Here is a 23,043-nt window from a genome sequence, read left to right on the forward strand (position 1 = left end):
GGGAGGGGGTGCCACACGGGGACTCTCTCCATCGTGCGCCCGTCTTCGACGACAACAATGGACACCTTTTGCTGGGCTACCCCTCTCCCTAGCCCTCCCCCACAAGGGGGGAGGGAACGCATCTCGATCGAGGCGCGAGTGAGACTCCCATCACGCCTCAAGGCTCACGCCGCATAAAGCCCCTTGTCACGCGCCTTCTGGATCGCGAGCGCGGCGATCAGGTCGAGCGTCGGTGTCGACAGGCCGGCGGTGCGCGCGAAAGCAGCCGGCGCCTTCACCAGCACGTCGATCTCCATGGCGCGGCCAAGCTCGTAATCCTGCAGCAGCGATGGCTTGTGATTGGGGGCGGGTCCACTGCGCGTCACGCGCTTGACCTCGGGGATGAAATGCTGCGCGATGTCATTGGCCTCGTTCAGCATGCGCGGGATGACCTCCGCAAAGGCGGCGTCGTCGCGCACGCCGCGTGCGGTCTGGCCGGTGAGCAGGCACAGCACCGACAGCGACATGTTGGTCAGCAGTTTTGACCAGATCGCCTCGCGGATTTCCGCGACCGGCGGTGATTCCAGCCGCGCATCGTTGAACACGTTGCGAAGCTTCGTGATGCGCTCGCAATTGCGGTCGTCGCATTCGCCGATCAGCAGGCGGTTGCGGTCCGGGGTGAGGTTGTGCACCACGCCCGGCGCCGTCACCTCGTTGGAGGAGAAGACGACGCCGCCGATGATCCGCTCCTTCGGGATGCAGGCGCGCAGGCGTCCGCCGGGGTCGAGGAAGGAAATGTCCGGCGGTGTCGGATGCCGCGGCGGCAGGCCGATACCGTACCACCAGGGAATGCCGTTCTGCGCGAACACGATGGCGGTGTCGTCATGCAGCAGCGGCTTGATGCTGGAGACCAGTCCCGTCAGCGCGGTCGCCTTCAGCGTGGAGATCACGACGTCCTGCGGGCCGAGCTGGGCCGGATCCCCTGATGCGTTCACCTTGGCGGAAACCTCGGAATCGCCGACCCGCAGCTTAAGTCCGCCCGCGCGCACCGCCTCCAGATGCGCGCCCCGCATCACGCAAGAGACCTCATGGCCGGCGCGCGCCAGCCGTACCGCAATGTGGCTGCCGACGGCGCCCGCGCCGAAAATGCAGATGCGCATGTTGATCCCGTCCCTGATCCCTTGGTGCCATCGGGCGGCAGCATGACACAAGCCGCCATGCGATGGACGCGGCTGCCCTACGCCGGAAAGATATGGATCAAGGCGCGCGGCCTCGGCCATAGTGCGCGGCAAACAACCGGAGGATCGCCGATGACCGCCAACCCCGTCCTGTGGACCCTCGATGAGCGTGGGGTTGCGACCGTCACGTTGAACCGGCCGGAGATCAACAACGCCTATGACGGCGCGCTGATCGCGGGCGTGCTCGCGGCGATGGACGATCTCGGCAAAAAGTCGAATCTTCGCGTCGTCGTGCTGAGGGGTAACGGCAAGCATTTCCAGGCCGGCGCCGACCTGAAATGGATCAATGGCGTGCGGCCGCAATCGGCCGAGGCGAACGAGGCGGCCTCGCGCGCGACCTTCGAAGCCGTGCAGCGGCTCAACACGCTGCCGATCCCGACCGTGGCTCTGGTGCAGGGCGGTTGCTTCGGTGGCGGCACCGGCGTGATCGCGGCCTGCGACGTCGTGATCGCCGCGGACAATGCCCTGTTCTCGATCACCGAGGTGCGCTGGGGCCTGACCGCGGCCATCATCATCCCCCAGCTTTGCGATGCCATCGGCGCACGGCAGGTCCGTCGTTATGCGCTGACCGGCGAGCGTTTCGGCGCTGAGGACGCCCGCCGCATCGGTCTCGTGCATGAGGTGGTGCCGCTCGCGGATCTCGAAGCCGCCGGAGCCAAGGTGGTCGAGCAGCTGCTCGCCAACGGGCCGGAGGCGATGGCTGAAACCAAGAAGCTCGCGCTGGAGAGCTCGTTCGGCGGCATGGCGGTGGACGATGCGGCGTATGCGCGGCTCGTCCACCTGCATTCACTCAAGCGCCAGAGCGCGGAGGCTGCAGAAGGGCTGGCCTCGTTCGCCGAGAAGCGGGCAGGGAATTGGGGTGGTGGGAAAGGTTGAGCGTCAGCAGCCGCGGCAGATGTTGTTGATGCTGCGATAGACGGCGTCGTCGTCCTGCCGCATCTGGCGCAGCGTTTCGAATGTTTGGCCGTCATTGGCGGGCGCAACGGGCTTGCGCTTCGTCGCGAGTTCGTCCTCCTGCCGCTTGTAGCAGGCTTCGCGCTCGGGTTTGGTTTGAATGAAGCGGCAGTTCTGCTCCACGGCTGCGGCGGGAGGCGCCGAGAGCGCGAGGGCGATGAGGGCGAATTTCATAAATTTCGAATCCATGGCGGCACTTCTGTCAGGTCCGTCATTTGCAAGCAACTGTCTTGTGGCACGTGTGTAGCCCGGATGGAGCGAAGCGCAATCCGGGGCAGGCGTCCCCGCATTCCGCCGCGCTTCATGCGGGCTACGGGCACCCGTGACGCCGAGATGGAGCGGCCTACAGCGACGGCGCGAGCGACGTCTTCAGCAGTGACAGCAGCGCCTGCACTGCCGCCGCATTGCGCCGTCGCTCGGGGATCGCGGCTTTCACCCACAGCTCCGGAATCGGAAAGTCGCGCAGCACCGGCTTCAGCGTGCCGTCGCGCAAGGCGTCGGCGACGAGATAATGCGAGAGCAGCGCGATGCCGTTGCCGGCGATGGCGCTGCGCGCCAGCACGTGTCCCTCGTTGGAGGAGAGCAGCGGGCTGACCTGGATGCTGATGCGGCCGCGCGGTCCGTCGAAGATCCATTCCGGGCCGGTCGGCAGAAAGCTGAGGCAGCGATGCTCGACGAGATCGCGCGGGTGCTTTGGCGTGCCGTGCTTCTTCAAATAAGCGGGCGAGGCGCAGAGCAGCCGCTTCAGCGCGCAGAGCGGCTCGTCGACCACGCCGCCGAAGGAGTGCGGGAAGGCGCCGATGGCGATGTCGAATCCTTCCGTGACCGGATCGACCGGGCGATCGATCAGCACGATATCGAGCTTCAGCTTCGGGTTCTGGGTCTGGAACGCGCTGAAGGCGTCGGCGAGCCGAGCGACGGTCAGCGAGGTCGGAGCCTTGATGCGCAGATGATCGACGAGATCGTGGCCTTTCTCGCCCATGCGTGAAAGCAGATCGGTCGCATCGGTCACCACGCCGCGGGCGCGATGCACATAGCGCTGTCCGGCCTCGGTCAATCGCAATTGCCGGGTCGAGCGGTGAAACAGCGCCGTGCCGATCCGCGCCTCCAGCTGCGTGACGCGTTTTGCCACCACCGAGGTGGAGACGCCGAGCTTTCGCGCGGCGGCCGAGAAGCCGGCCGCATCGGCAGTGGCGAGGAAGGCTTGGAGGTTCACGAGGATGTCCATGTCGACCTTTCTCGATTCGCGAAAGCTGATCGCGTATTTTGATGGATTGTACCTCGGTGCGCGCTAATTCATAGTCGCTCCCAAGCAAAGGAATTTGGGAAGGGACGCGCCATGCGGGGCACGACGATCGAAGAACCGGCACGACAGGTGCCGCTCTATGGCGAATATGAAGTCGTCGTGCTCGGTGGCGGTCCGGCCGGCATCGTCGCCGCGGCCTCAGCCGCGCGCGCCGGGCGAAAGACGCTTCTGATCGAGCGCTATGGCTTTCTCGGCGGCATGGGCACCGCTGCCGGTGTCACAAATTTTTGCGGTCTGCATGGCAATGTCTATGGCCAGGCCCATCGGCTCGTGCAGGGCATGGCGTCCGAGCTGCTGGCGCGGATCGATCGGCTCAACGGCCTGAACACCCCGCATCTGATCCTCGGCAAGGTTTTTGCGCAGGCCTATGACACCGCGGCCTACAAGATAGCGGCCGATCAACTTCTCGCAAGCCACAAGGTGCACATCCTTTTCCACGCGCTCGGCGCCGGCGTCGTAATGGGCGACAACAGCCGCATCGACGCGCTGATGGTCGAGACCAAGGCCGGACGGCAGGCGGTGCGATCAGAAATCTTCATCGATTGCTCCGGCGACGGTGATCTTGCGGTCTGGGCCGGCGCGCCGTTCGACGTCGGCGACGAGCACGGCCATCCGATGTACCCCTCGATGATGCTCCGCCTCAACGGCATCGACCCTGACAAGGCCGGCGACGCCTGGCGCACCATTCCGCAATTGATGGAGAGAGCCATCGCGAATGGCACGCATAAATTTCCGCGCAAGAGCGCCATCGTGCGGCCGCAGAAATCCGGCATCGAATGGCGGGTGAACTTTACGCAAGTGGCGCGCGAGGATGGCCACGCCATCAACGGCGTCGAGCCCGACGATCTCACCCGCGGCGAGATCGAGGGCCGCAAGCAGGCGCTCGCCGCCTTCGAATTCCTGCGCACCGTGCCGGGCTTTGAAAAATCCTACATCGTCGATTTGCCGCCGCAGCTCGGCATCCGCGAGACCCGTCGCATCAAGGGCGGCTACCAGCTCAGCGGCGAGGACGTGCTCGGCTGCGCCTCCTTCGAGGATTCCATCGGCGTCAATGGCTGGCCGATCGAGGCTCATGTGCCCGGCGACGTCGTCTTCACCTTCCCGCCGATCCCGGAATCGCGCGGCTATAACGAGTTGCCCTACCGGATGCTGGTGCCCGAAGGCGTGGACAACCTCCTGGTCGCCGGCCGCTGTGCCTCCATGACCCATGAGGGCCAGTCCGCGGCGCGGGTTTCGGGCGCCTGTTTCGTGATGGGCGAGGCGGCCGGTTCCGCCGCCGCGCTGGCACTCTCCGGAAACCGGATCCCGCGTGACATCCCGGTTGAAAAATTGCAGGAAACGTTGAAACAACAGGGTGCCTTCATCGGGCGGGACCAGCCTGTGCCCGAGGGCCTGTAACGGACTGCAAGATTAAACGACGGCGGAGGAAACGGGATGATCGGAATTGCGCGGCTCGCGGCAGCCAGTCTTTTGGCGATCATGGCCATGGGTGCAGCCCACGCCGAGGATGCACTGAAGGCCAGGATCGGCGTGCTCCGCCTGTCGTCCTCCGCGCCTGTTTTCATCGCGCAGGACAAGGGCTATTTTCGCGAGGCCGGCCTGGAGGTCGAGCTGAAATTCTTCGACGCGGCGCAGCCGATCGCGGTCGCCACGACCTCGGGCGACGTCGATTTCGGTATCACCGCCTTCACCGCCGGTCTCTACAATCTCGCCGGCAAGGGCGTGCTGAAGGTGATCGGCGGCATGAGCCGCGAGAAGGCCGGCTATCCCTTGATCGGCTATTTCGCCAGCAACAACGCTTACGCGGCCGGATTGAAGACGCCGAAGGACCTCGCCGGCAAGCGCGTGGCGATGACGCAGGTCGGCTCCTCGTTCCACTATTCGCTCGGCCTGCTCGCCGACAAATACGGCTTCAAGCTCTCTGAGGTGAAGATCGTGCCGCTGCAATCGCTGTCGAACGCCGCCGCCGCGCTCAAGGGCGAGACCGTCGATGCGGCGCTGCTGCCGATCTCGACCGCGCGAAAGCTCACGGACGAAGGCGGCGCGAAATTCTTAGGCTGGGTCGGCGACGAGACGCCCTGGCAGTTGGGTGCGGTGTTCGCTTCGCCGAAGACGCTGACCAACAAGGCGCTGGTCACGAAGTTGCTCGGCGCCTTGGCCAAGGCCGACCGCGAATATCACGACGTCATCCTCGCCGCGATGAAGGACGGCGTCGCCCCGATCAACGACAAGACCAAGCCACTGCTGGAGATCATCGCAAAGTACACCAATCTCCCGGTCGAGCAGGTGGTCGGCAATTGCGCCTATATCGATCCCGACGGCAAGTTGGACGTGAAGAACGTCGACAACCAGATCAAATGGCTGCAGGAGCAGGGCTTCGCCGACAAGGGCTTTGACGCGAATGCGATCATCGCCAAGGATTATGTGAAGGCGGATTGATGTTTCCGTCATTCCGGGGCTCGCGAAGCGAGAACCCGGAATCTCGAGGTTCCCGGTCTGATCCTTCGGATCATCCCGGAACGACGGAGAACAGGATACACGAGACAGAATGGACCTGATCGCCAACCACATCTCCCATCGCTTCGGCGACCTCGCCGTGCTCGACGACATCTCCTTCACGGTCAGCGCCGGCGAGGTGGTGGCGATCGTCGGGCCCTCCGGCTGCGGCAAGAGCACGCTGCTGTCCATCCTCGGCGGGCTGTTGCAGCCGACCTCCGGCGCGCCCGAGCTGCGCGGCGCGCCGCCGGCGGACAGCCTCAATCCGCTCACCTTCGTGTTCCAGGATTTTGCGCTGCTGCCGTGGGCGAGCGTGGAGGACAATGTCGAATTCCCTTTGCTGCACACCCAGCTCTCGGCCCCGCAGCGCCGCGCGCTGGTCGACGACGCCTTGCGCCGCACGGGCCTGACCGACTTCCGCACAACCTACCCAAAGCAGCTCTCCGGCGGCATGCGCCAGCGTGTCGGCATTTCGCGCGCGCTGGCGGTGAAGCCTGCGATCCTGCTGATGGACGAGCCGCTGTCGGCACTGGATTCGCAGACCCGCGAACTCCTGATGGAGGATTTCGTCCGCCTGCTCGCCGATGGCGGCATGGGCGCGGTCTATGTCACCCATAATCTCGAAGAGGCCGCCCGGCTCGCCGACCGCATCGTGGTGCTGTCGCGGCGGCCCGGCCGCATCCGCGAGGTCGTGACCGTGCCTATGACGCGCACCGAACGCGGCGACGCGGCGGCGCGCGAAAAACTGCTGGCGTTGCAGAACCAGATCTGGTCGTTGATCCGCAACGAAGCCATCGATGCCGAGCGCGAGGTCCAGCATGCTTGATCGCGCGGCGACTGACACTGCGAAGGATAGCGCGACGCGGCGCGTCCGCTTCCGCGGCGCGGGTTTTGTCCCCGCCAGCAGCCGTTTCGGCGGCTGGATCGCGCTCGCTTTCGTCATCGCGATCTGGCAGGCGGCGGGCAGCACCGGCCTCGTCAATGCACTGTTTCTGCCGACGCCCGCTGCAATTGTCCGCGCGATCTATCAGCTCGCGATCTCAGGCGCGCTCTGGCAGCACCTTTCCGCCTCGCTGCTGCGCATCGGCGTCGGCTGGCTGCTGGGGACGGCGGCCGGCGTCGCCGTCGGCTTTGCCATCGGCCTGTCGCGGCTGGCGCGCAGCGTCGGCATCACCTTCATCTCGGCGCTGTTCCCGATCCCGAAGATCGCGCTGCTGCCGCTGTTGATCCTCTGGCTCGGCATCGGCGAAGAGCCGAAGATCGCGACCATTGCACTGGGCGTGTTCTTCTCCACGGCGATCTCGGTCTATAGCGGCGTCGATGCCGTACCGCGCAACCTCATCCGCATGGCGCAGAGTTTCAACGTTCCCTTCGCCACCATCGTGCGCAAGGTGGTCTGGCCCGGTGCGCTGCCTGCGATCCTCGCCGGCTTCCGCATCACCGCATCAGTGGCGCTGTTGCTCGTCGTCAGCGCCGAGATGATCGGCGCCCAATACGGCATCGGCGCCTTCGTGCTCCAGGCCGGCAATCTGATGCAGACAGATCAGCTGCTCGCGGGCGTGGTGATTTTGTCGGTGTTCGGGCTGGCGGTGGGGAAGGTGATCGGCTGGCTGGAGATAAGGCTGCTGCACTGGCGGTAGGCGCGTCCGCAATGATGCGGGGTGCAGATGCGCCACAACCTCCGCCGTCGTCCCGGCGAACGCCGGGACCCATACCGCGTGATCTATCGAGTGTGGGCGGTCTTCGTACCGGCTGGATAACTGCAAGTCTTCGCCAAACTACTCCCTGTGGTTATGGGTCCCGGCGTTCGCCGGGACGACAGTTGAGTATTTGTCCGACAGCGCACCCTCACGCATTCCCGCGATCTTCGCGGAACAGATCCAGCTTCTGCTGCACGGGACGATCCGAGAAGCTGAACAGCACGGCATCCTCATCCGCTTCGTGCGTGATCCATTGCCAGCTCGGCACCACGAACAGATCGCGCGGACCCCATTCGAAAACGGCATCGCCGATCCGGCTGCGGCCGCGGCCTTCGATCGGGCAGAACACCGTCGCATCGGTCGCGCGATAGCGCGCGGTGTTAAAACCCTTGGGCAGCAGCTGGATGAAGGTGCCGATGGTCGGCATGGCGAAATCGCCGGTCTCGGGGTTGCTGAATTTCAGCTTGAGTCCGTGACATGCGTCCCACTCCTGGCTCGTCCTGGCTTTCTCCAGCGCCTCGCGCGTGTAGGCATAGGGATAGCTGAAGATCGGCGAGGTCTTCGAGCTCCGCTTGACGTCGACCGGCAGCAGGTTGTGGCCGTAGCGGGCAAAGCTGTCGCCGGCCGGTCTCGTAATCTTCTGCTGGTCTTCTTTCGATCCTTCCGCGAAAGAGCAATCGAAGAACTGCACCAGCGGAATGTCGAGGCCATCCAGCCAGAACATCGGCTGATCGGTCTCGTTGGAATGATCGTGCCAGGTCATCGACGGCGTGATGATGAAGTCGCCGGGCTCCATCGCGGTGCGCTCGCCGTCAACGGCGGTATGCGCACCCTTGCCTTCGAGCACGAAACGCAGCGCCGACTGGCTATGCCGGTGCGCCGGCGCGACGTCGCCGGGCACCACCATCTGCACGCCGGCATAGAGCGAGGTCGTGATCTTGGACTGGCCGCGCAGGCCGGGATTCTCCAGCACCAGCACGCGCCGCTCGGCTTCCTTGGCGGTGATCAGCTTGCCGGCCTCCGTCATGTAGTCGCGGATGATTTCGAATTTCCAGAGGTGCGGCCGGCAGGCGCTCTTCGGCTCCGGCGTGATCAGGTCGCTCATCACCGTCCAAAGCGCGGTGAGATTCTCGCCGTCGATCTTCTTGTAGAACGCCTCGCGTTCCGGCGTCTTGGTCACCGCTTCCATGGCGCGCCTCCTGCTCGTTTCTAAATTGACAGTATACTGCCAATCTGGCTAGCGTCAACGTGACGAACGACGTACAAGCAACGAGAAAACGGGAGGGTTCCGATGAAGCTGCACGGCTATTTCCGCTCCAGCGCCGCCTATCGGGTGCGGATCGCGCTGAACCTCAAGGGCCTTGGAGCCCAGCATCTGCCGCATCATTTGCGCAAGGGCGAGCAATGCGCGCCCGCCTATCTCGCCATCAACCCGCAAGGCCTGGTGCCGGCGCTGGAGGACGGCGGCGCGGTGCTGACCCAATCGGTCGCCATCATCGAATGGCTCGACGAGACCCATCCCAACCCGCCGCTGCTGCCGAAGGATCCGCTGCGCCGCGCCAAGGTGAGGGCGTTCGCGCTGGCGATCGCCTGCGACACCCATCCGGTGCAGAACCTGAAAGTGCTGGCGCGGCTGCGCGAGCTCGGTCTGCCTGAGGAGAAGGTCCAGGACTGGGCGGCGTGGGTCAACCGCGAAGGGCTGTCGGCCTGCGAGACGTTGATCAAGGACGAGCCCGGGCCGTTCTGCTTCGGCGATGCGCCGACGCTCGCCGATCTCTGCCTGGTGCCGCAGCTCGCCAATGCCCGCCGTTTCGGCGTCGACGTGTCGGCCTATCCGCGTCTGCTCGCGGCAGAGGCGGCCGCAAAGGCGCTCGCCGCGTTTGCCAATGCCGCACCGGAGAAGCAGCCCGATGCCGAGTAAGCCGCCTCCGCCGATCACGATCGACGCGGTCTATGCCGCGCCGGGCTATCTGTTCCGGCGCATGCAGCAGATCGCAGTCTCGATCTTCATGGAGGAGTGCAAGACATTCGACCTCACTCCGGTGCAATATGCGGCGCTGATCGCGATCCACACCCATCCCGGCATCGACGCGACGCGGCTGTCGGCAGTGATCGCCTTCGACCGCTCCACGCTTGGCAGCGTGATCGAGCGTCTCCAGGCCAAGGACTATGTCGAGCGCAAGCCGGCGCTAGAAGACAAGCGGATCAAGCTGCTCCATCTGACCAAATCCGGCGCCGCGATCCTGCGCGAGATCATTCCCGCCGTCGAGCGCGCCCAGGCGAGGATGCTGGAGCCGCTCAAGCCCGCCGATCGCAAGACGCTGATGGGGCTCTTGGTGCAGCTCGTCGATCTCAACAACGAGGCCTCACGCGTGCCGCTGCGGGCCGAGGATGCGCTGGAGCATCTGGGGAAGGCAGGGTGAGGGGGAAGGGGGCGATGCTCGCGCCTCATTCTCCGTCGTCGTCCCGGACAAGCGAAGCGCAGATCCGGGACCCATAACCACGGGGCGAAGTTTGGCGAAGACTCGTGGTTACCCTTCTCGCCCTATAACCACTCCCTGTGGTTATGGGTCCCTGCGTTCGCAGGGACGACAGCGAGAGTGAGTGTGGCGACGCCGTCGCCTCACATCCGCAGCAACGCCTGCCGATCGATCTTCCCCGTGCCGGTCTTCGGCAGCTCGTCGGTGAAGATCACCTCGCGCGGATATTTGTAAGGAAGCAGCTTGCCCTTGACGTAATCCTGCAGCCGCCGCGTCGTCTCGCCGGGGTTGGCTGCGCGGCTGTTCATCACCACCACCGCCTTCAGCGTCATGCGTCGGTCCGGCAGTTCGGCGGCGAACACCGCGCATTCGCGGATATCGGGATGGTCGGCGAGGCACAGCTCGACCTCGAGCGGGTAGACCCACTGTCCCGAGATCTTGATGAGATCGTCGGCGCGGCCGCGGAAGAAGTGGAAGCCGTCGGCATCGCGCACGAAGCGGTCGCCGGTGTAGATCCAGCCGCCGTCGCGGATGGTCTCCGCAGATTTGTCTGGCCGGTTCCAGTACAGCGGCGTGTTGGAATCGCCGCGCACCCACAAGATGCCTTCCTCGTTGTCGGCGACGTCGCGTCCATCCTTGTCGCGCAGCGCGACCTCGTAGCCGGGTACGCGTAGGCCCGCGGCACCGAGCTTCTTCTGCTCGGGCCGGTTGGAGAGATAGATATGCAGCACCTCGGTCGAGCCGAGGCCCTCGACGATCTCCAGGCCCGTGAGCGTCTTCCAGCCGTTGAAGACCTCCGCTGACAGCACCTCCGCAGCCGAAAGCGACATGCGCAGCGACGAGAAGTTGGTCTTGTCCGCGCCTTCGGCTTTGGTCAGGGACGTATAGAGCGTCGGCAGGCCGAAGAAGACCGTCGGGTTGTACTGCTCGATCGCCGCGAAGATCGTGGCCGGCTTCGGCTGGCCCGGCAGCAGCAGCGTTGCCGCGCCCGCCGAGAACGGGAAGGTGACGGAATTGCCGAAGCCGTAGGCGAAGAAGATCTTTGGCACCGAGAAGCAGATGTCGTCGGGCGTCAGCTTCAAGACGTTCTGCGCAAAGGCGAACTCGCTATAGGCCATGTCGTGCTGGAGATGCACGATGCCCTTGGGCCGGCCGGTCGAGCCGGACGAGTACATCCAGAACGCCATCTCGTTGCGATGCGTCTCCGCTTCCGCCAGCTCGGCGGGGAATTGCTTGAGCCAGTCTGTCGCCGCGAGCGCGCTCGGCGCGGTGTGATCGCCCGCCTCGCCATTGGCGACGATCAGCGTGCGCAGGAGCGTGTCCTTGCAGGCCTCGGCATTGAAGCGTGGCGCGAATTCGGCATCCGCGACCGCAACGCTGGCGCCGGAATCGGCGAGGTAGAATTGCAGCAAATCCGGCGGCGTCAGCGTGTTGATCAAGAGCGGCACGAAGCCGGCCCGCACCGCGCCGAAGAACGCGGCCGGGTAGGCGGGCGTGTCGTCGAGAAACAGCAGCACGCGGTCGCCCCGCTTCAGGCCGAGCGATGCAAAACCGTTGCCCCAGCGGCAAACCTCATCGCAGAGCTCGGCATAGGTCCGCGTGCCTGCCGGACCCATGAGCGCGACCCTGTCGCCATGGCCTTTGGTGAGGTTGTCGAACAGCACGCGGCTGGCGTTATAAAGTTCCGGAACGGCAAAGTCGATCTCGCGCGCCCCCTCGCTGTCGGCGGGCACCTGGTCGAAGATCTCGTTGCTCATGCCTCGTCTCCACCGTTCTTGGCAGCCTCGTAACGCGCCATGAAGGCCGGCGACATATGGCGCAGGCGTGCATCGTCGATGCGGCCGGAGCGGGTGATGTAACTATAGGCAAAGTCCATCAGGTCCTGCTGCATGTGCTGGGCGAAATGCTCGTACCAGAAGGCGCTGGTGCGCGCGGCATTGACGAGCTTCTGCACCACCGGCTTGCGCGCGGCCTGATAGCGGTGCAGGGCGGTCGCAAGATGCGCATCCGATTCCAGCGCCTTGACCAGCGCAATGGCGTCCTCGATCGCAAGCCGCGTGCCCGAGCCGATCGAGAAGTGCGCCGAATGCAGGGCATCGCCGATCAGCACCATGTTCTTGAACGACCAGTGCTCGTTCCAGACCCAGGGAAAGTTGCGCCAGACCGATTTGTTGGAGACGAGGCAATGGCCGCCAAGCGTGTCCGCGAACACCTCTTCGCAGACGCCCTTGGACTGCTCGACGTCCTTGTAGGCGAAGCCATAGGCCTGCCAGGTCGCGTGGTCGCATTCGACCAGGAAGGTGCTCATGGCCGGCGAGTAGCGGTAGTGATGGGCGTTGAAGGCGCCGCGATCGGTCTTCACGAAGGTCTGCGACAGCGTGTCGAAGCGCTTCGAGGTGCCGTACCAGACGAACTTGTTGGAGGAATAGGACAGCGAGGTGCCGAAATCACCTTCGAAGGCGCGGCGCACCTGCGAGTTCAAGCCGTCGGCGGCGACGATCAAATCATGGCCGTTGAGCTGGTCGATGGCATGAATCTGGGTGTCGAAGCGCGGCGTGACGCCAACGCCCAGCGCGCGCTGCTGCAGGAACCGCAGCAGCTCGAGCCGCCCGATCGAGGAGAAGCCGACCCCGTCGATGGCGACGCTGTCGCTGCCGAGGTTCAGCGTGATATTCTGCCAGCTCTCCATGTGCGGCGCGATCGCATCGACCGTCTCGGAGTCGTCGGCACGCAGGAATTCCAGCGCCTGGTCGGAGAACACAACGCCAAAGCCCCAGGTCGCGTCGGCCGGGTTCTGTTCGAACAGGTCGACTTGATCCTCGGGATGACGCTTCTTCCAGAGATAGGCGAAGTAGAGCCCACCGGGCCCTCCGCCGATCACGGCGATCCGCAACGTCTGCCTCCCTAATTGACAGTATACTTACTATCTAGGGGTAGACTAATGTGCTCCGGCGTCCCGCGCCAGCGGAATTATCGGCCAGCGCAGGCGCGTCAAAGCGCATCTTCGGACACAATTTTTACGCGTGTCCGAAACCGTCAGGTCCGAATCATAGCCAAACCGCGCCGGCTTGGCCATCCGCACCGTCAGACGCAGCGCTTTACGTAGACCCCGTTCACCAGCACCCTGGTGCAGCGCACGGCTGGAACCGGCTTCCGGACCACGACGGCGGCGTTCGGCCCGGCGCAACCGGCGCGATAGACGCCACGGGCGCAGACCACCGCATTCGCGTCGGTGGCCTCGAACGTCATCGTCGCTCCGAAGGCGAGGAGCGCAGAAGCAACGAGCAGCAATGAACGCATGTTGTCCTCCCGGTCTTGTCGTGATCGAAATCTGATATCTGCGAAAGATTTGTCGTTGCAGGCGTGCGGAAATTCATGGCACGCCGTTCGTCGTTGCGGCTTTGGCGCCTGCGCCGTGTTACCTCGCCGCGAATGGGGCGAGCACGTCCTTGCACGCCGGCGACAGCGAGGCAGCCCTGTTGGAAATGCATTGAATGATGCGGCCGCCTCCGGGCGCGACGCCGGCGCAGAGCTTGCGGATGTCGGCGCTGCAGGCCGACCTCAGGATGAACAGCTCTTCGCGCGGCAGCAAGGGGCGCAACACGATCACGGCTGGCGCTGCCGCCGGCGCGGCTCCCGCCGCGGGGGCTGCTGCTGCGGGAGCCGCACCCGCGGGTGCCGCCGTTGCTGCCGCGCCGCCCCCCGCTGCTGCAGCGCTCACGGCCTTCTCGCAGGCCGGTGATACCCTGGCCTTGTTCTTTTCCAGGCATTCGAGTGCCGCCGCGCCGCCCGGCGGCACGCTGGCGCACACCTTGGGATAATCTGCGCGGCACGCACTCTTGACCGCCGTGACCTGCGCGCTGCTCGGCTGCTTGGCGGCAGCGGCCTTCGGCGCCGGTACGGCAGTGGGCTTGGCCGCGGGGGCGGCATCTGCCTTTGGTGCGGCTGGCGCCGTTTCCGCCTTGGGCGCGGTCTCGCTCTTCGGCGCGGCGGGCGCAGCTTCGGTTTTCGCCGGTTCGACGGCGCGAACCGCGGTCTGGCATCCCGACGACAGGCTGGACATGTTCTTTGCCAGGCATTGATACGCTTCCACGCCGCCGGGCGTGACGCTCGCGCAATGGGCCATGAAGTCCGAGCGGCATGCGGACCGGATGGCGCCCTTCTGAGCCTCGGTCGGCGCTTGCGCGAACGCGCCTGTTGCAGTTGCGAAGAGCGCTGCCGCGAGCAACGCCGCGCGCGTTGATGCATGCTTCAACGTATTGAACATCTGAACGCTTCCCTGCCTCGTCGGCAGTGCCGACGATCCCAAAATATGATGTAATCGCAATCGCCGCGGATAATGCCTCGCGTGCGATATCATTGGCCGCTTTGACCTCTACCGCAAGTAGATAATACCTGCGCAATTGCGAACTAATCAGGGCGGCTGACCCGAAGGGCTGCGCTCGCGCAAAGTGAGCAGCGGCTTTCCCTCGCGACAAACGCGGAACGCGTTTGCGCGGAGATCGCCTTCAAACAACAGGCCGTCAGAGCTTGACCATGCGCTTGCCGCGGTTCTCGCCCGCGAGCAATCCGATCAGCGCCCTCGGCGTGTTCTCGAGCCCGTCAATGATGTCTTCCTGCACTTTCAGCTTGCCGGATTTGACCCAGCCCTGCAGTTCGGCGAGCGCGCGCTGGCTCTCCTTCATGTAGTCCATCACGATGAAGCCCTGCATGACCAGCCGCTTCACCACGATCAGTCCCGGCACGCCGCGCGGGCCGTGTGCTGACGGTGTGCCGTCATATTGCGAGATCGCGCCGCAACAGGCGATGCGGCCGTAATTGTTCATCTGCGGCAGGCAGGCTTCCAGGATGTCGCCGCCGACATTGTCGAAATAGACGTCGATGCCTTTTGGCGCGGCTGCACGCAGTGCCTTGAAGACCGCGCCGTCCTTGTAGTCCACGGCGGCATCGAAGCCGAGCTCGGAGGTCAGCCAGTTGCACTTATCAGTGCCGCCGGCGATGCCGATCACGCGGCATCCCCTGATCTTGGCGATCTGCCCGACGATCGAGCCGACCGAGCCGGCGGCCGCGGAGACCACGACGGTCTCGCCCTCCCTCGGCTTGCCGATCTCGAGCAGGCCGAAATAGGCGGTGAGGCCGGCGATGCCGAACACGCTGAGCAGATGCGTCATCGGCTCGAGCTTCGGCATCTTGGTGAGATGCTTTGCCGGCACCGCAGCAAATTCCTGCCAGCCGGTGTCACCGAACACGATGTCGCCTGCCGCAAGCCCCTCGGCCTTCGAGCTGACGACCTCCGCAATGGCGCCGCCAGCCATCACGCTGTTGGCTTCGACGGCAGAGCGATAGGTCGCGCCGTGCATCCAGGCGCGGTTGGCGGCGTCGAGCGAAATGTATCGCACACGCAGCAGGACTTCGCCGTCCTTCGGCTCCGGCACTGTGCTTTCCACCATCTTGAAATGTTCGGGACCGAGCTTGCCGCTGGGTTTTTCGACCAGCAGAATCTGATGATTGATGTTGCCGCTCATGGCGTTTCCCTCTTTGATTGTCTTGACGATTATTGATGCAGCCGCCGCAAACAAAACGTGCAGGCCGCATGCGTTGTGCGCTGCATGAAGGCTAGATCGCGGCGTTCCATTTCACAACGGGAACATCCTGAAAACGCGATCACACGCAAAGCGTGTTGCGTCGTTGTGATAACTGCGACATCATGAAGCGCCGGTGTACGTGGGGGTAAGCGATGTCGAACAGGTTTACGCAATACATTCTGGCCGCGATGGTGCTCGGCATCATCATGGGGTCGGCAATCTACAATTTCCTGCCCGACACGCGCGCCGACTGGGCGTCCTCCATCAACCTGATCGCCATGATGTTCCTGCGCCTGATCAAGATGATCATCGCGCCGCTGGTGTTCGCGACCCTGGTCGGCGGCATCGCCCATATGGGCTCGGGCTCCAAGCTCGGCCGCATCTTCGCCAAGACCATGGGCTGGTTCATCAGCGCCTCCTTCGTCTCGCTGCTGCTCGGCCTTGTGATGGTGAACCTGCTGCAGCCCGGTGCGAACTTCCCGGGCACGCTGCCCCAGGCGGGGCAATCTACCGGCCTGCCGGTGTCGGCATTCTCGATCGAGAAATTCCTCACCCATCTGATCCCGACCTCGATCGCGGACGCGATGGCGCAGAACGAGATCCTGCAGATCGTGATCTTCGCGGTGTTCTTCTCGGTGGCGATGGGCTCCATGCCCGAACGTTCGAAGCCGATCCTCGCGATGATCGACGACGTCGGCCACATCATGCTCAAGGTCACGAGCTACGTGATGCTGTTCGCGCCGCTCGCGGTGTGGGCCGCGATCACCGCGACGGTGGCGAAGAACGGCCTGCTGGTGCTGTGGAAGCTCGTCGTGTTCATGGGCGGCTTCTATCTCTCGCTGGCGATCCTGTGGACCATCCTGGTCATCGTCGGCTTCATCGTCATCGGGCCGCGCTACAGCCATCTCTTGAAGCTGGTCCGCGAGCCGCTGATGATCGCGTTCTCGACCGCGAGCTCGGAGGCGGCCTATCCGAAGACGCTCGAGGCGCTCAACCGCTTCGGCGCCTCGTCGCGGATCTCGAGCTTCGTGCTGCCGCTCGGCTATTCCTTCAATCTCGACGGCACGATGATGTACTGCACCTTCGCGGCCGTCTTCATCGCGCAGAGCTATCACATCGACATGCCGCTCGGCACCCAGCTTGCGATGCTGGCGACGCTGATGATCACCTCGAAAGGCGTCGCCGGCGTGCCGCGCGCCTCGCTCGTGGTGATCGCCTCGACGCTGGCGCAGTTCAACATCCCCGAGGCGGGCCTGTTGATGATCATGGGCATCGACACCTTCCTCGACATGGGTCGCAGCGCCACCAACGTGATCGGCAACACGCTCGCGACCTCGGTCGTGGCCAAATGGGAAGGCGAGCTCGGGCCCGAGCACGAGCTCGGACCCGGCGACGTCGTGCCCGGGGACATGGTACCGGGCGAAGTGCCCGCGATGGCCGGCCATGGATAGGAGCGAACCATGGGCCAGACACTGGCGAGGTCTCTGACCTCAGGCGGCTTGTTGCTCGCGGCATCGTTGCTCGCGACCTCCTTGTTCGCGACCTCGACATCCGCGCAGACCGGCGGCGAAGGGCTCAGCCCGGCGCTATCGGCCATCAAGAAGGCGCACACCGTGCGGCTCGGCTATCGCGAGAGCTCGCCGCCGTTCTCGTTCCTCGACCAGTCGGGCCGTCCAATCGGCTATAGCCTCGAGCTCTGCGAGGCCATCGTCGAGGAGATCGGCGTCGAGGTCGACGATCCCAATCTCAGAATCGACTACGTCAAGGTCACCTCGGACGACCGCATCGATGCCGTGCTCCTGAACAAGATCGACCTGGAATGCGGCTCGACCACCGCCAATGCCGAGCGCGGCAAGCGCGTCGCCTTCTCGCCGCTGATATTCGTCGCCGGCACCAAGCTGATGGTGCCGAAGGGAGCGGGAATTTCCGGTGTTGCGGACCTGAAGGGCAGGACCATCGTGGTGACCAAGGGTACGACGAACGAGCAGGCGATACACGCCGTCGACAAGAAGCTCTCGCTCGGCCTCAACATCGTGACCGCGCCGGATCACGAGCAGTCGTTTCAGATGGTGAACGACGGCAAGGCTGATGCATTCGCGACCGACGACATCCTGCTCCACGGCCTGATCGCGCGCCACAAGGCGCAGGAATATTTTCGCGTGGTCGGGGACTATTTGTCCTATGACCCCTACGGCATCATGTTCAGGAAGGGCGAGCCGCAGCTATCGGCTGTGGTCGAGCGCGCCTTCCGCAAGCTCGGCTCCAACCGCGATCTCGTCCCGCTCTACAACAAATGGTTCACCGCAAGGCTTCCCACCGGCGAACGGCTGAACGTGCCGATCTCGCTGCAGCTGGAGGAGGCGTTCAAGGCGATGGACGATTCAGCGAGCGCGAATAATTAGCGTTCGTGCCGCGCCGCAGGCTCGCTGTCTTCCCTTCTCCCCTTGTGGGAGAAGGTGGCGCGAAGCGCCGGATGAGGGGTTAGCTTCGCAAATTCAGACGCAAGAGTTTCACGCGCGGAGACAGACCCCTCACCCGCCTCACCGCTACGCGGTGAGCCACCCTCTCCCACAAGGGGAGAGGGTGCAGCGAGCTCGCGGCTGCTATCCCTCCCCAAACACCCGGTCCAGCGCCGCGTCATACGCCGCTTGCACCAGTTGCGGATGCAGCTTCCCCAGCGCTTCCATCATCACGCCGGAATTGATCTCAAGCACTTTCCATTCGCCCTCGACACGGACCACGTCGATCGACGCAAAGGCGATACCGATCGCGCTCGCGGCATCGATTGCCAGCTTCACGCAGGCCGTTCGAACCTCGCCATCCCCCAGCAACACCGGCTTTGCGCCGGCATCGAGATTATGTCGCCAATCCGTGCCGCGCTGCTTGCTGTAGACGACGAGGGGCGCCTCATCGAGCAGCACCACGCGGACCTCGTCCTCGATCGCGACATAGGGCGAGATCACGAGCCCGGCGCTCATCGAAAAAACCTCGCCGGCCGCGTGGTCGAGTTCGGCCGCCGTCGCCACTTTGAACACCGAGCGCCCCGATGTCCCCTCGTTCGGCTTCACCACCACGCCTTGCGGATTCTGAGCCAGCAGCGCGAGCATCCGCTGGCGCCAATCGGTACCGGCGACGTGCACGCCCAGCTTTGGGTTGAGGAAGAGGTGATGCGGAACGCACGGCACGCCCTCCAGCGCCAGCGCCTCTGATGTCGCCGATTTGTCGTTGGCGAGGCGATGGGCGATGGCGCTGTTGAGACCGATGTCGTAGCCGAAGGCGAAGCGCCGCTCATCACCCCGGCGCATCGCGATCAGCCAGCCATCGGCGCGGACATCGACCGCGATGCCATGCTCCGCGCAATAGCGCCTGATCGCCTGGACGAAGATTCGCTCGTCGCTTGCCGCCATGTGTTTCTGTCGCGTTTCAGACGTTCCTGGCGCCAAAAGCCGCAAAAATGCGGGAAACGGCGCCGAACCGGGGTGAAAGTCAGAGCTATTCTTAATGAAATTCTCGCGAGCGCGATGGAAATTAAGTGCTGCATTCGAACGCTGCAGGGAAAAGAAATTGCCCGCGGCGCGCGCCCGGCAGCAGATTCATTAACAATATGGCCAATTCCGCCGCAAATGCCGGTTTGACCGGCATCAATTGCATCCGGAACGAGGTTGATTATTGGTCTCAATGGCGTAGATCACACACGCGAAATCCTCCGCCATGGCAATGGTGTCCGCCCCGTTTCAGGGCCGGGCAACCCTTTTGCCCTAAAACCGCAATTATTCGGAATATCGAAAATCATGAGCGCGTTTTACCGAGAGAAGGTTCTTTCCGTCCAGCACTGGACTGACACGCTGTTCAGCTTCCGCGCCACGCGCGATACCGGCTTCCGCTTCCAGAACGGCCAGTTCGCGATGATCGGCCTTGAGATCGACGGCCGTCCGCTGCTGCGCGCCTACAGCATGGCGAGCGCCAACCACGAGGAAGAGCTCGAGTTCTTCTCGATCAAGGTTCAGGACGGCCCGCTGACCTCGCGTCTGCAGAAGATCAAGGAAGGCGACACCATCCTGGTCGGCCGCAAGGCGACCGGCACGCTGATCACCGATAACCTCCTTCCCGGCAAGCGGCTGATGCTGCTCTCGACCGGAACGGGCCTCGCGCCGTTCGCGAGCCTGATCAAGGACCCCGAGGTCTACGACCAGTTCGAGTCCATCGTGCTGGTGCACGGCTGCCGTCAGGTCTCCGAGCTCGCCTATGGCGAGAAGCTGGTTGCTTCCTTGCGCGAAGACGAGCTGTTCGGCGAGCTGCTCGCGGACAAGCTGATCTACTACCCGACCGTGACCCGCGAGCCGTTCAGGAACCGCGGCCGTATCACCGACCTCATCAACTCCGAGCAGATCTTCAACGATATCGGGCAATCGCCCCTCGACATCGCCACCGACCGCATCATGATGTGCGGCAGCCCGGGGATGCTCGAAGAGCTGAAGGTGATGTTCGAAGGCCGCGACTTCATCGAAGGAAGCGGCAACAAGCCCGGCCATTTCGTCATCGAGAAGGCATTCGTCGAGCGCTGATTGCCGTTGTCCCGCTAGCGTGGGACGGCTTTGCCTCACGCTCACTCGTCGTCCCGGACAAGCGCGCCACAAGCGCGCGCCGATCCGGGACCCATAGCCACAGGCCGTGGTTATGCGAAGATTCGGAGTGGACAGCTTTCTCTCGCCACGACATCCTGTGGTTATGGATCCCGGGTCTGCGCTTACGCTTGCCCGGGACGACAGCTGAGCTTGGGGAATCCAGTGTGACCCCACGCGCGGCCATTAAGGGCCCAGCGTCCGCCGCTTCCCGCCACCACCCATTCTGCTGCACTGCAAAACCCGCCCATCGGGCTGATTGATTTATCTCGGCCGAATTCGCTAGCCTGAAACAAGGGCCGCGTCATATCCGTATGACAGGCAAGGGCGTATCGTACCGCCTCATGCTGGCGAGAGGATGGGAATCGTGGCCGACGACACCAAGACGCAGGACTCCTCCCAACACTCATCCCACAAACGCCTGCCGCTGGCGGAAGAGGGGATCATGGAGACCCTGCTGCTGCCATTCTCGCCGCGCTTCATCGTGCTGACGATCTGCGCAGTCGTCACCGCGCTCCTGATCGGCATCGGTATCGCCGACCGCAAGATCTTCGACATCCTGCTGGTGCCGATCCTGATCTTCGGCGCGCTGACGCTGCTCGGCGTCCGCGATCTCCTGCAGAAGAGCCACGCGGTGCTGCGCAACTATCCGATCTCGGCGCATATCCGCTTCCTGCTCGAAGAGATCCGCCCGGAGATGCGGCAGTATTTCTTCGAGAGCGAGAAGGACGGCATGCCGTTCTCGCGCGACACCCGCGCGGTGGTCTATCAGCGCGCCAAGATGGAGCTCGACAAGCGTCCGTTCGGCACCCAGGAGGACGTCTACCGCCAGGGCTATGAGTGGATGCACCACTCGGTGTCGCCGAAGGCGCATGCCGCGGAGAAATTCCGCATCAGCATCGGCGGCCCCGACTGCAAGAAGCCCTATTCGGCCTCGGTGTTCAACATTTCCGCGATGAGCTTTGGCGCGCTCAGCCCCAACGCAGTGCGCGCGCTCAATGCCGGCGCCAGGAAGGGTGGCTTCGCGCACGACACCGGCGAGGGCGGCGTCAGCCCCTATCACCGCGAGATGGGCGGCGACATCATCTGGGAGATCGGCTCCGGCTATTTCGGCTGCCGTCATCTCGACGGCAGCTTCGATCCCGAAGCGTTCGCGCGCGTCGCCGGTGACGACCAGATCAAGATGGTCGAGCTCAAGGTCAGCCAGGGCGCCAAGCCCGGCCACGGCGGCGTGCTGCCGGCGGCAAAGGTCTCGGAGGAGATCTCCAAGATCCGCGGCGTCGCGATGGGCGAGGACTGCATCTCGCCGGCCTCGCATCGCGCCTTCTCCACCCCGGCCGGCATGATGCAGTTCATCGCCGAGATGCGCCGCCTGTCGGGCGGCAAGCCGGCCGGCTTCAAGCTGTGCATCGGCCATCCCTGGGAATTCCTGGCGATCTGCAAGGCGATGCTTCAGACAGGTATCTATCCTGATTTCATCGTCGTCGACGGCAACGAAGGCGGCACCGGTGCGGCGCCGCTGGAATTCATGGACCATCTGGGCATGCCGATGCGCGAGGGCGTCAATTTCGTCCACAACGCGCTGATCGGCATCAATGCGCGCGACCGCATCAAGATCGGTGCGTCGGGCAAGATCGCCACCGCCTTCGACATGGCGCGCGCGATGGCGATCGGCGCCGACTATTGTAATTCGGCGCGCGGCTTCATGTTCTCGCTCGGCTGCATCCAGTCGCTGAGCTGCCATACCGACCGCTGCCCGACCGGCGTGGCGACGCAGGACCCGACGCGCGCGCGTGCGCTTTACGTGCCGCTCAAGATCGACCGCGTGCACAATTATCACCACGCGACGCTGCATTCGCTGACCGAGCTGATCGCCGCGGCAGGCCTCGAGCATCCGCAGCAGCTGCGCCCGATTCACTTCACCCAGCGCACCTCGACTACCGACGTGAGATCCTTTGCGCAGCTCTATCCGGCGCTGCGTCCTGGCGAGCTGCTCAAGGGCACCGAAGACCCACGCTTCCGCGACGCCTGGCAGATGGCGCAGGCGGAAACGTTCCAGCCGGCGCTGTAAGGCATCGCTTGGCCTGTGGCGAGACCTGCCCGGCCCGTGCACATTCGCCGCGAGCGGAGCTAGCATTTAGGATTTTGTTCAACTTTGGGTGTAAATTTTACCCATGGACGAACGGCGCGACAAGGCGAGACATCGCGTGCTGAAGGCCGGAACGATCGAGTTCGGCGGCGGCGCGATCGACTGCACCGTCCGCAACCTGTCCGACACCGGCGCCGCGCTCGACGTCACCAGCCCGGTTGGCATCCCCGATCATTTCACCCTGTTCGTCCAGGCCGACGGAAAGCATCTCGCCTGCACCGTGGTCTGGCGCAAGGAGAAGCGGATCGGCGTGAGGTTCGGGTGAGGGTCTGCGCGCGGTGAGTTCGTGCCGCAAGCACGCCGTCGTCCCGGACAAGCGAAGCGCAGATCCGGGACCCATAACCCCAGGGAGGAGTTGCTGCGCAAGCTGGCAACTCCGAGTCTTCGCCAAGCTCAATCCTGTGGTTATGGGTCCCTGTGTCTTGGAAGTCTGTCAGGATGGGGTTGGGCGGGAAGCCGTTGGGTCCTTGGCGCTTGACGCCGTGAGCCGGCTCGGTCTCCCGCCCGTTCCATTACCAACCTGAACAGTTGCAC

The 23,043-nt window shown here is 64.3% G+C and carries 22 protein-coding genes; 12 read left to right on the plus strand and 10 right to left on the minus strand.

The window, feature by feature from the left end:
- Positions 1-164: 164 nt before the first annotated feature.
- The gene (locus CV770_RS34800) at positions 165-1,139 is read right to left on the minus strand and encodes a ketopantoate reductase family protein (RefSeq protein WP_104465568.1); all 975 of its coding nucleotides are present in this window, start codon (positions 1,137-1,139) and stop codon (positions 165-167) included.
- 150 nt (positions 1,140-1,289) lie between these two features.
- On the opposite strand from CV770_RS34800, the gene CV770_RS34805 reads away from it, so the two are divergent.
- Positions 1,290-2,093, plus strand: a complete 804-nt coding sequence (locus tag CV770_RS34805) for an enoyl-CoA hydratase-related protein (protein WP_104465581.1) — start codon at positions 1,290-1,292, stop codon at positions 2,091-2,093.
- 3 nt (positions 2,094-2,096) lie between these two features.
- Here the strand turns inward: CV770_RS34805 and CV770_RS34810 are convergent, their stop codons facing one another.
- Positions 2,097-2,360, minus strand: a complete 264-nt coding sequence (locus CV770_RS34810) for a hypothetical protein (RefSeq protein ID WP_201760173.1) — start codon at positions 2,358-2,360, stop codon at positions 2,097-2,099.
- A 154-nt stretch (positions 2,361-2,514) separates the two neighbouring features.
- Positions 2,515-3,399, minus strand: coding sequence for a LysR family transcriptional regulator (locus tag CV770_RS34815; RefSeq protein ID WP_104465569.1), 885 nt, complete (start codon positions 3,397-3,399; stop codon positions 2,515-2,517).
- A 111-nt stretch (positions 3,400-3,510) separates the two neighbouring features.
- Between CV770_RS34815 and CV770_RS34820 the strand changes: the two genes are divergently transcribed.
- The 4 genes from CV770_RS34820 (at position 3,511) to CV770_RS34835 (ending at position 7,613) form a co-directional block, all read left to right on the plus strand.
- Complete coding sequence (locus CV770_RS34820) at positions 3,511-4,875, plus strand: FAD-dependent oxidoreductase (protein ID WP_104465570.1); 1,365 nt, start codon at positions 3,511-3,513, stop codon at positions 4,873-4,875.
- A gap of 36 nt (positions 4,876-4,911) precedes the next feature.
- Positions 4,912-5,916, plus strand: coding sequence for an ABC transporter substrate-binding protein (locus CV770_RS34825; RefSeq protein WP_104465571.1), 1,005 nt, complete (start codon positions 4,912-4,914; stop codon positions 5,914-5,916).
- 109 nt (positions 5,917-6,025) lie between these two features.
- Positions 6,026-6,799: an ABC transporter ATP-binding protein gene (locus tag CV770_RS34830; RefSeq protein WP_104465572.1), complete on the plus strand. Its 774-nt coding sequence runs from the start codon at positions 6,026-6,028 to the stop codon at positions 6,797-6,799.
- Positions 6,792-7,613, plus strand: coding sequence for an ABC transporter permease (locus tag CV770_RS34835; RefSeq protein ID WP_165637483.1), 822 nt, complete (start codon positions 6,792-6,794; stop codon positions 7,611-7,613). The genes CV770_RS34830 and CV770_RS34835 overlap by 8 nt, the downstream gene beginning before the upstream one ends.
- 208 nt (positions 7,614-7,821) lie before the next feature.
- Here the strand turns inward: CV770_RS34835 and gtdA are convergent, their stop codons facing one another.
- Positions 7,822-8,862: a gentisate 1,2-dioxygenase gene (gtdA, locus tag CV770_RS34840; RefSeq protein ID WP_091959759.1), complete on the minus strand. Its 1,041-nt coding sequence runs from the start codon at positions 8,860-8,862 to the stop codon at positions 7,822-7,824.
- Positions 8,863-8,964: 102 nt separating this feature from the next.
- On the opposite strand from gtdA, the gene maiA reads away from it, so the two are divergent.
- Together maiA and CV770_RS34850 are read left to right on the plus strand one after the other, a co-directional pair.
- Positions 8,965-9,594 (plus strand): maleylacetoacetate isomerase, encoded by a 630-nt coding sequence (maiA, locus tag CV770_RS34845; RefSeq protein WP_091959762.1) that lies wholly within the window; start codon positions 8,965-8,967, stop codon positions 9,592-9,594.
- Positions 9,584-10,096 carry a MarR family winged helix-turn-helix transcriptional regulator gene (locus CV770_RS34850; RefSeq protein ID WP_201760174.1) on the plus strand — a complete coding sequence of 171 codons (513 nt, stop codon included), beginning with the start codon at positions 9,584-9,586 and terminating at the stop codon, positions 10,094-10,096. The genes maiA and CV770_RS34850 overlap by 11 nt, the downstream gene beginning before the upstream one ends.
- Positions 10,097-10,296: 200 nt before the next feature.
- On the opposite strand, the gene CV770_RS34855 is transcribed toward CV770_RS34850, so the two are convergent.
- From CV770_RS34855 to CV770_RS34875, 5 genes are all read right to left on the minus strand, one after another.
- Entirely contained in the window at positions 10,297-11,910 is a 1,614-nt protein-coding gene (locus CV770_RS34855) for a benzoate-CoA ligase family protein (RefSeq protein ID WP_104465574.1), read from the minus strand.
- A complete protein-coding gene (locus tag CV770_RS34860) occupies positions 11,907-13,046 on the minus strand; it encodes an FAD-dependent monooxygenase (RefSeq protein ID WP_201760175.1) in 1,140 nt (379 codons plus the stop codon). The genes CV770_RS34855 and CV770_RS34860 overlap by 4 nt, the downstream gene beginning before the upstream one ends.
- Before the next feature lie 191 nt (positions 13,047-13,237).
- The gene (locus tag CV770_RS34865) at positions 13,238-13,453 is read right to left on the minus strand and encodes a hypothetical protein (protein WP_028143828.1); all 216 of its coding nucleotides are present in this window, start codon (positions 13,451-13,453) and stop codon (positions 13,238-13,240) included.
- A 118-nt stretch (positions 13,454-13,571) separates the two neighbouring features.
- A complete protein-coding gene (locus CV770_RS34870) occupies positions 13,572-14,420 on the minus strand; it encodes a cysteine rich repeat-containing protein (protein ID WP_104465575.1) in 849 nt (282 codons plus the stop codon).
- 256 nt (positions 14,421-14,676) lie between these two features.
- On the minus strand, positions 14,677-15,678 hold the full coding sequence (locus CV770_RS34875) for an NADP-dependent oxidoreductase (protein ID WP_104465576.1): 1,002 nt from the start codon (positions 15,676-15,678) through the stop codon (positions 14,677-14,679).
- A 212-nt stretch (positions 15,679-15,890) separates the two neighbouring features.
- On the opposite strand from CV770_RS34875, the gene CV770_RS34880 reads away from it, so the two are divergent.
- Together CV770_RS34880 and CV770_RS34885 are read left to right on the plus strand one after the other, a co-directional pair.
- The gene (locus CV770_RS34880) at positions 15,891-17,189 is read left to right on the plus strand and encodes a dicarboxylate/amino acid:cation symporter (protein ID WP_104465577.1); all 1,299 of its coding nucleotides are present in this window, start codon (positions 15,891-15,893) and stop codon (positions 17,187-17,189) included.
- Positions 17,190-17,198: 9 nt separating this feature from the next.
- Positions 17,199-18,140 carry an amino acid ABC transporter substrate-binding protein gene (locus CV770_RS34885; RefSeq protein ID WP_104465578.1) on the plus strand — a complete coding sequence of 314 codons (942 nt, stop codon included), beginning with the start codon at positions 17,199-17,201 and terminating at the stop codon, positions 18,138-18,140.
- A gap of 201 nt (positions 18,141-18,341) precedes the next feature.
- Here CV770_RS34885 and CV770_RS34890 read toward each other — a convergent pair whose 3' ends face one another.
- On the minus strand, positions 18,342-19,145 hold the full coding sequence (locus CV770_RS34890) for an ATP-grasp domain-containing protein (protein WP_104465579.1): 804 nt from the start codon (positions 19,143-19,145) through the stop codon (positions 18,342-18,344).
- A gap of 384 nt (positions 19,146-19,529) precedes the next feature.
- Here CV770_RS34890 and CV770_RS34895 point away from each other — a divergent pair, with 384 nt between their 5' ends.
- From CV770_RS34895 to CV770_RS34905, 3 genes are all read left to right on the plus strand, one after another.
- On the plus strand, positions 19,530-20,303 hold the full coding sequence (locus tag CV770_RS34895; RefSeq protein ID WP_091959787.1) for a ferredoxin--NADP reductase: 774 nt from the start codon (positions 19,530-19,532) through the stop codon (positions 20,301-20,303).
- A 415-nt stretch (positions 20,304-20,718) separates the two neighbouring features.
- Positions 20,719-22,431 carry an FMN-binding glutamate synthase family protein gene (locus tag CV770_RS34900; protein ID WP_201760176.1) on the plus strand — a complete coding sequence of 571 codons (1,713 nt, stop codon included), beginning with the start codon at positions 20,719-20,721 and terminating at the stop codon, positions 22,429-22,431.
- Between the two features lie 103 nt (positions 22,432-22,534).
- The gene (locus tag CV770_RS34905) at positions 22,535-22,774 is read left to right on the plus strand and encodes a PilZ domain-containing protein (protein WP_104465580.1); all 240 of its coding nucleotides are present in this window, start codon (positions 22,535-22,537) and stop codon (positions 22,772-22,774) included.
- The last annotated feature ends 269 nt before the right edge of the window (positions 22,775-23,043 follow it).

It is taken from the genome of Bradyrhizobium sp. AC87j1, from assembly GCF_002936975.1.
GTDB lineage: Bacteria > Pseudomonadota > Alphaproteobacteria > Rhizobiales > Xanthobacteraceae > Bradyrhizobium > Bradyrhizobium shewense.

Coding starts and splice junctions, on each gene's coding strand:
- CV770_RS34800 (WP_104465568.1), bottom strand. CDS start 1,139: ATGCGCATCTGCATTTTCGGCGCGGGCGCCGTCGGCAGCCACATTGCG.
- CV770_RS34805 (WP_104465581.1), top strand. CDS start 1,290: ATGACCGCCAACCCCGTCCTGTGGACCCTCGATGAGCGTGGGGTTGCG.
- CV770_RS34810 (WP_201760173.1), bottom strand. CDS start 2,360: ATGGATTCGAAATTTATGAAATTCGCCCTCATCGCCCTCGCGCTCTCG.
- CV770_RS34815 (WP_104465569.1), bottom strand. CDS start 3,399: ATGGACATCCTCGTGAACCTCCAAGCCTTCCTCGCCACTGCCGATGCG.
- CV770_RS34820 (WP_104465570.1), top strand. CDS start 3,511: ATGCGGGGCACGACGATCGAAGAACCGGCACGACAGGTGCCGCTCTAT.
- CV770_RS34825 (WP_104465571.1), top strand. CDS start 4,912: ATGATCGGAATTGCGCGGCTCGCGGCAGCCAGTCTTTTGGCGATCATG.
- CV770_RS34830 (WP_104465572.1), top strand. CDS start 6,026: ATGGACCTGATCGCCAACCACATCTCCCATCGCTTCGGCGACCTCGCC.
- CV770_RS34835 (WP_165637483.1), top strand. CDS start 6,792: ATGCTTGATCGCGCGGCGACTGACACTGCGAAGGATAGCGCGACGCGG.
- gtdA (WP_091959759.1), bottom strand. CDS start 8,862: ATGGAAGCGGTGACCAAGACGCCGGAACGCGAGGCGTTCTACAAGAAG.
- maiA (WP_091959762.1), top strand. CDS start 8,965: ATGAAGCTGCACGGCTATTTCCGCTCCAGCGCCGCCTATCGGGTGCGG.
- CV770_RS34850 (WP_201760174.1), top strand. CDS start 9,584: ATGCCGAGTAAGCCGCCTCCGCCGATCACGATCGACGCGGTCTATGCC.
- CV770_RS34855 (WP_104465574.1), bottom strand. CDS start 11,910: ATGAGCAACGAGATCTTCGACCAGGTGCCCGCCGACAGCGAGGGGGCG.
- CV770_RS34865 (WP_028143828.1), bottom strand. CDS start 13,453: ATGCGTTCATTGCTGCTCGTTGCTTCTGCGCTCCTCGCCTTCGGAGCG.
- CV770_RS34870 (WP_104465575.1), bottom strand. CDS start 14,420: ATGTTCAATACGTTGAAGCATGCATCAACGCGCGCGGCGTTGCTCGCG.
- CV770_RS34875 (WP_104465576.1), bottom strand. CDS start 15,678: ATGAGCGGCAACATCAATCATCAGATTCTGCTGGTCGAAAAACCCAGC.
- CV770_RS34880 (WP_104465577.1), top strand. CDS start 15,891: ATGTCGAACAGGTTTACGCAATACATTCTGGCCGCGATGGTGCTCGGC.
- CV770_RS34885 (WP_104465578.1), top strand. CDS start 17,199: ATGGGCCAGACACTGGCGAGGTCTCTGACCTCAGGCGGCTTGTTGCTC.
- CV770_RS34890 (WP_104465579.1), bottom strand. CDS start 19,145: ATGGCGGCAAGCGACGAGCGAATCTTCGTCCAGGCGATCAGGCGCTAT.
- CV770_RS34895 (WP_091959787.1), top strand. CDS start 19,530: ATGAGCGCGTTTTACCGAGAGAAGGTTCTTTCCGTCCAGCACTGGACT.
- CV770_RS34900 (WP_201760176.1), top strand. CDS start 20,719: ATGGGAATCGTGGCCGACGACACCAAGACGCAGGACTCCTCCCAACAC.
- CV770_RS34905 (WP_104465580.1), top strand. CDS start 22,535: ATGGACGAACGGCGCGACAAGGCGAGACATCGCGTGCTGAAGGCCGGA.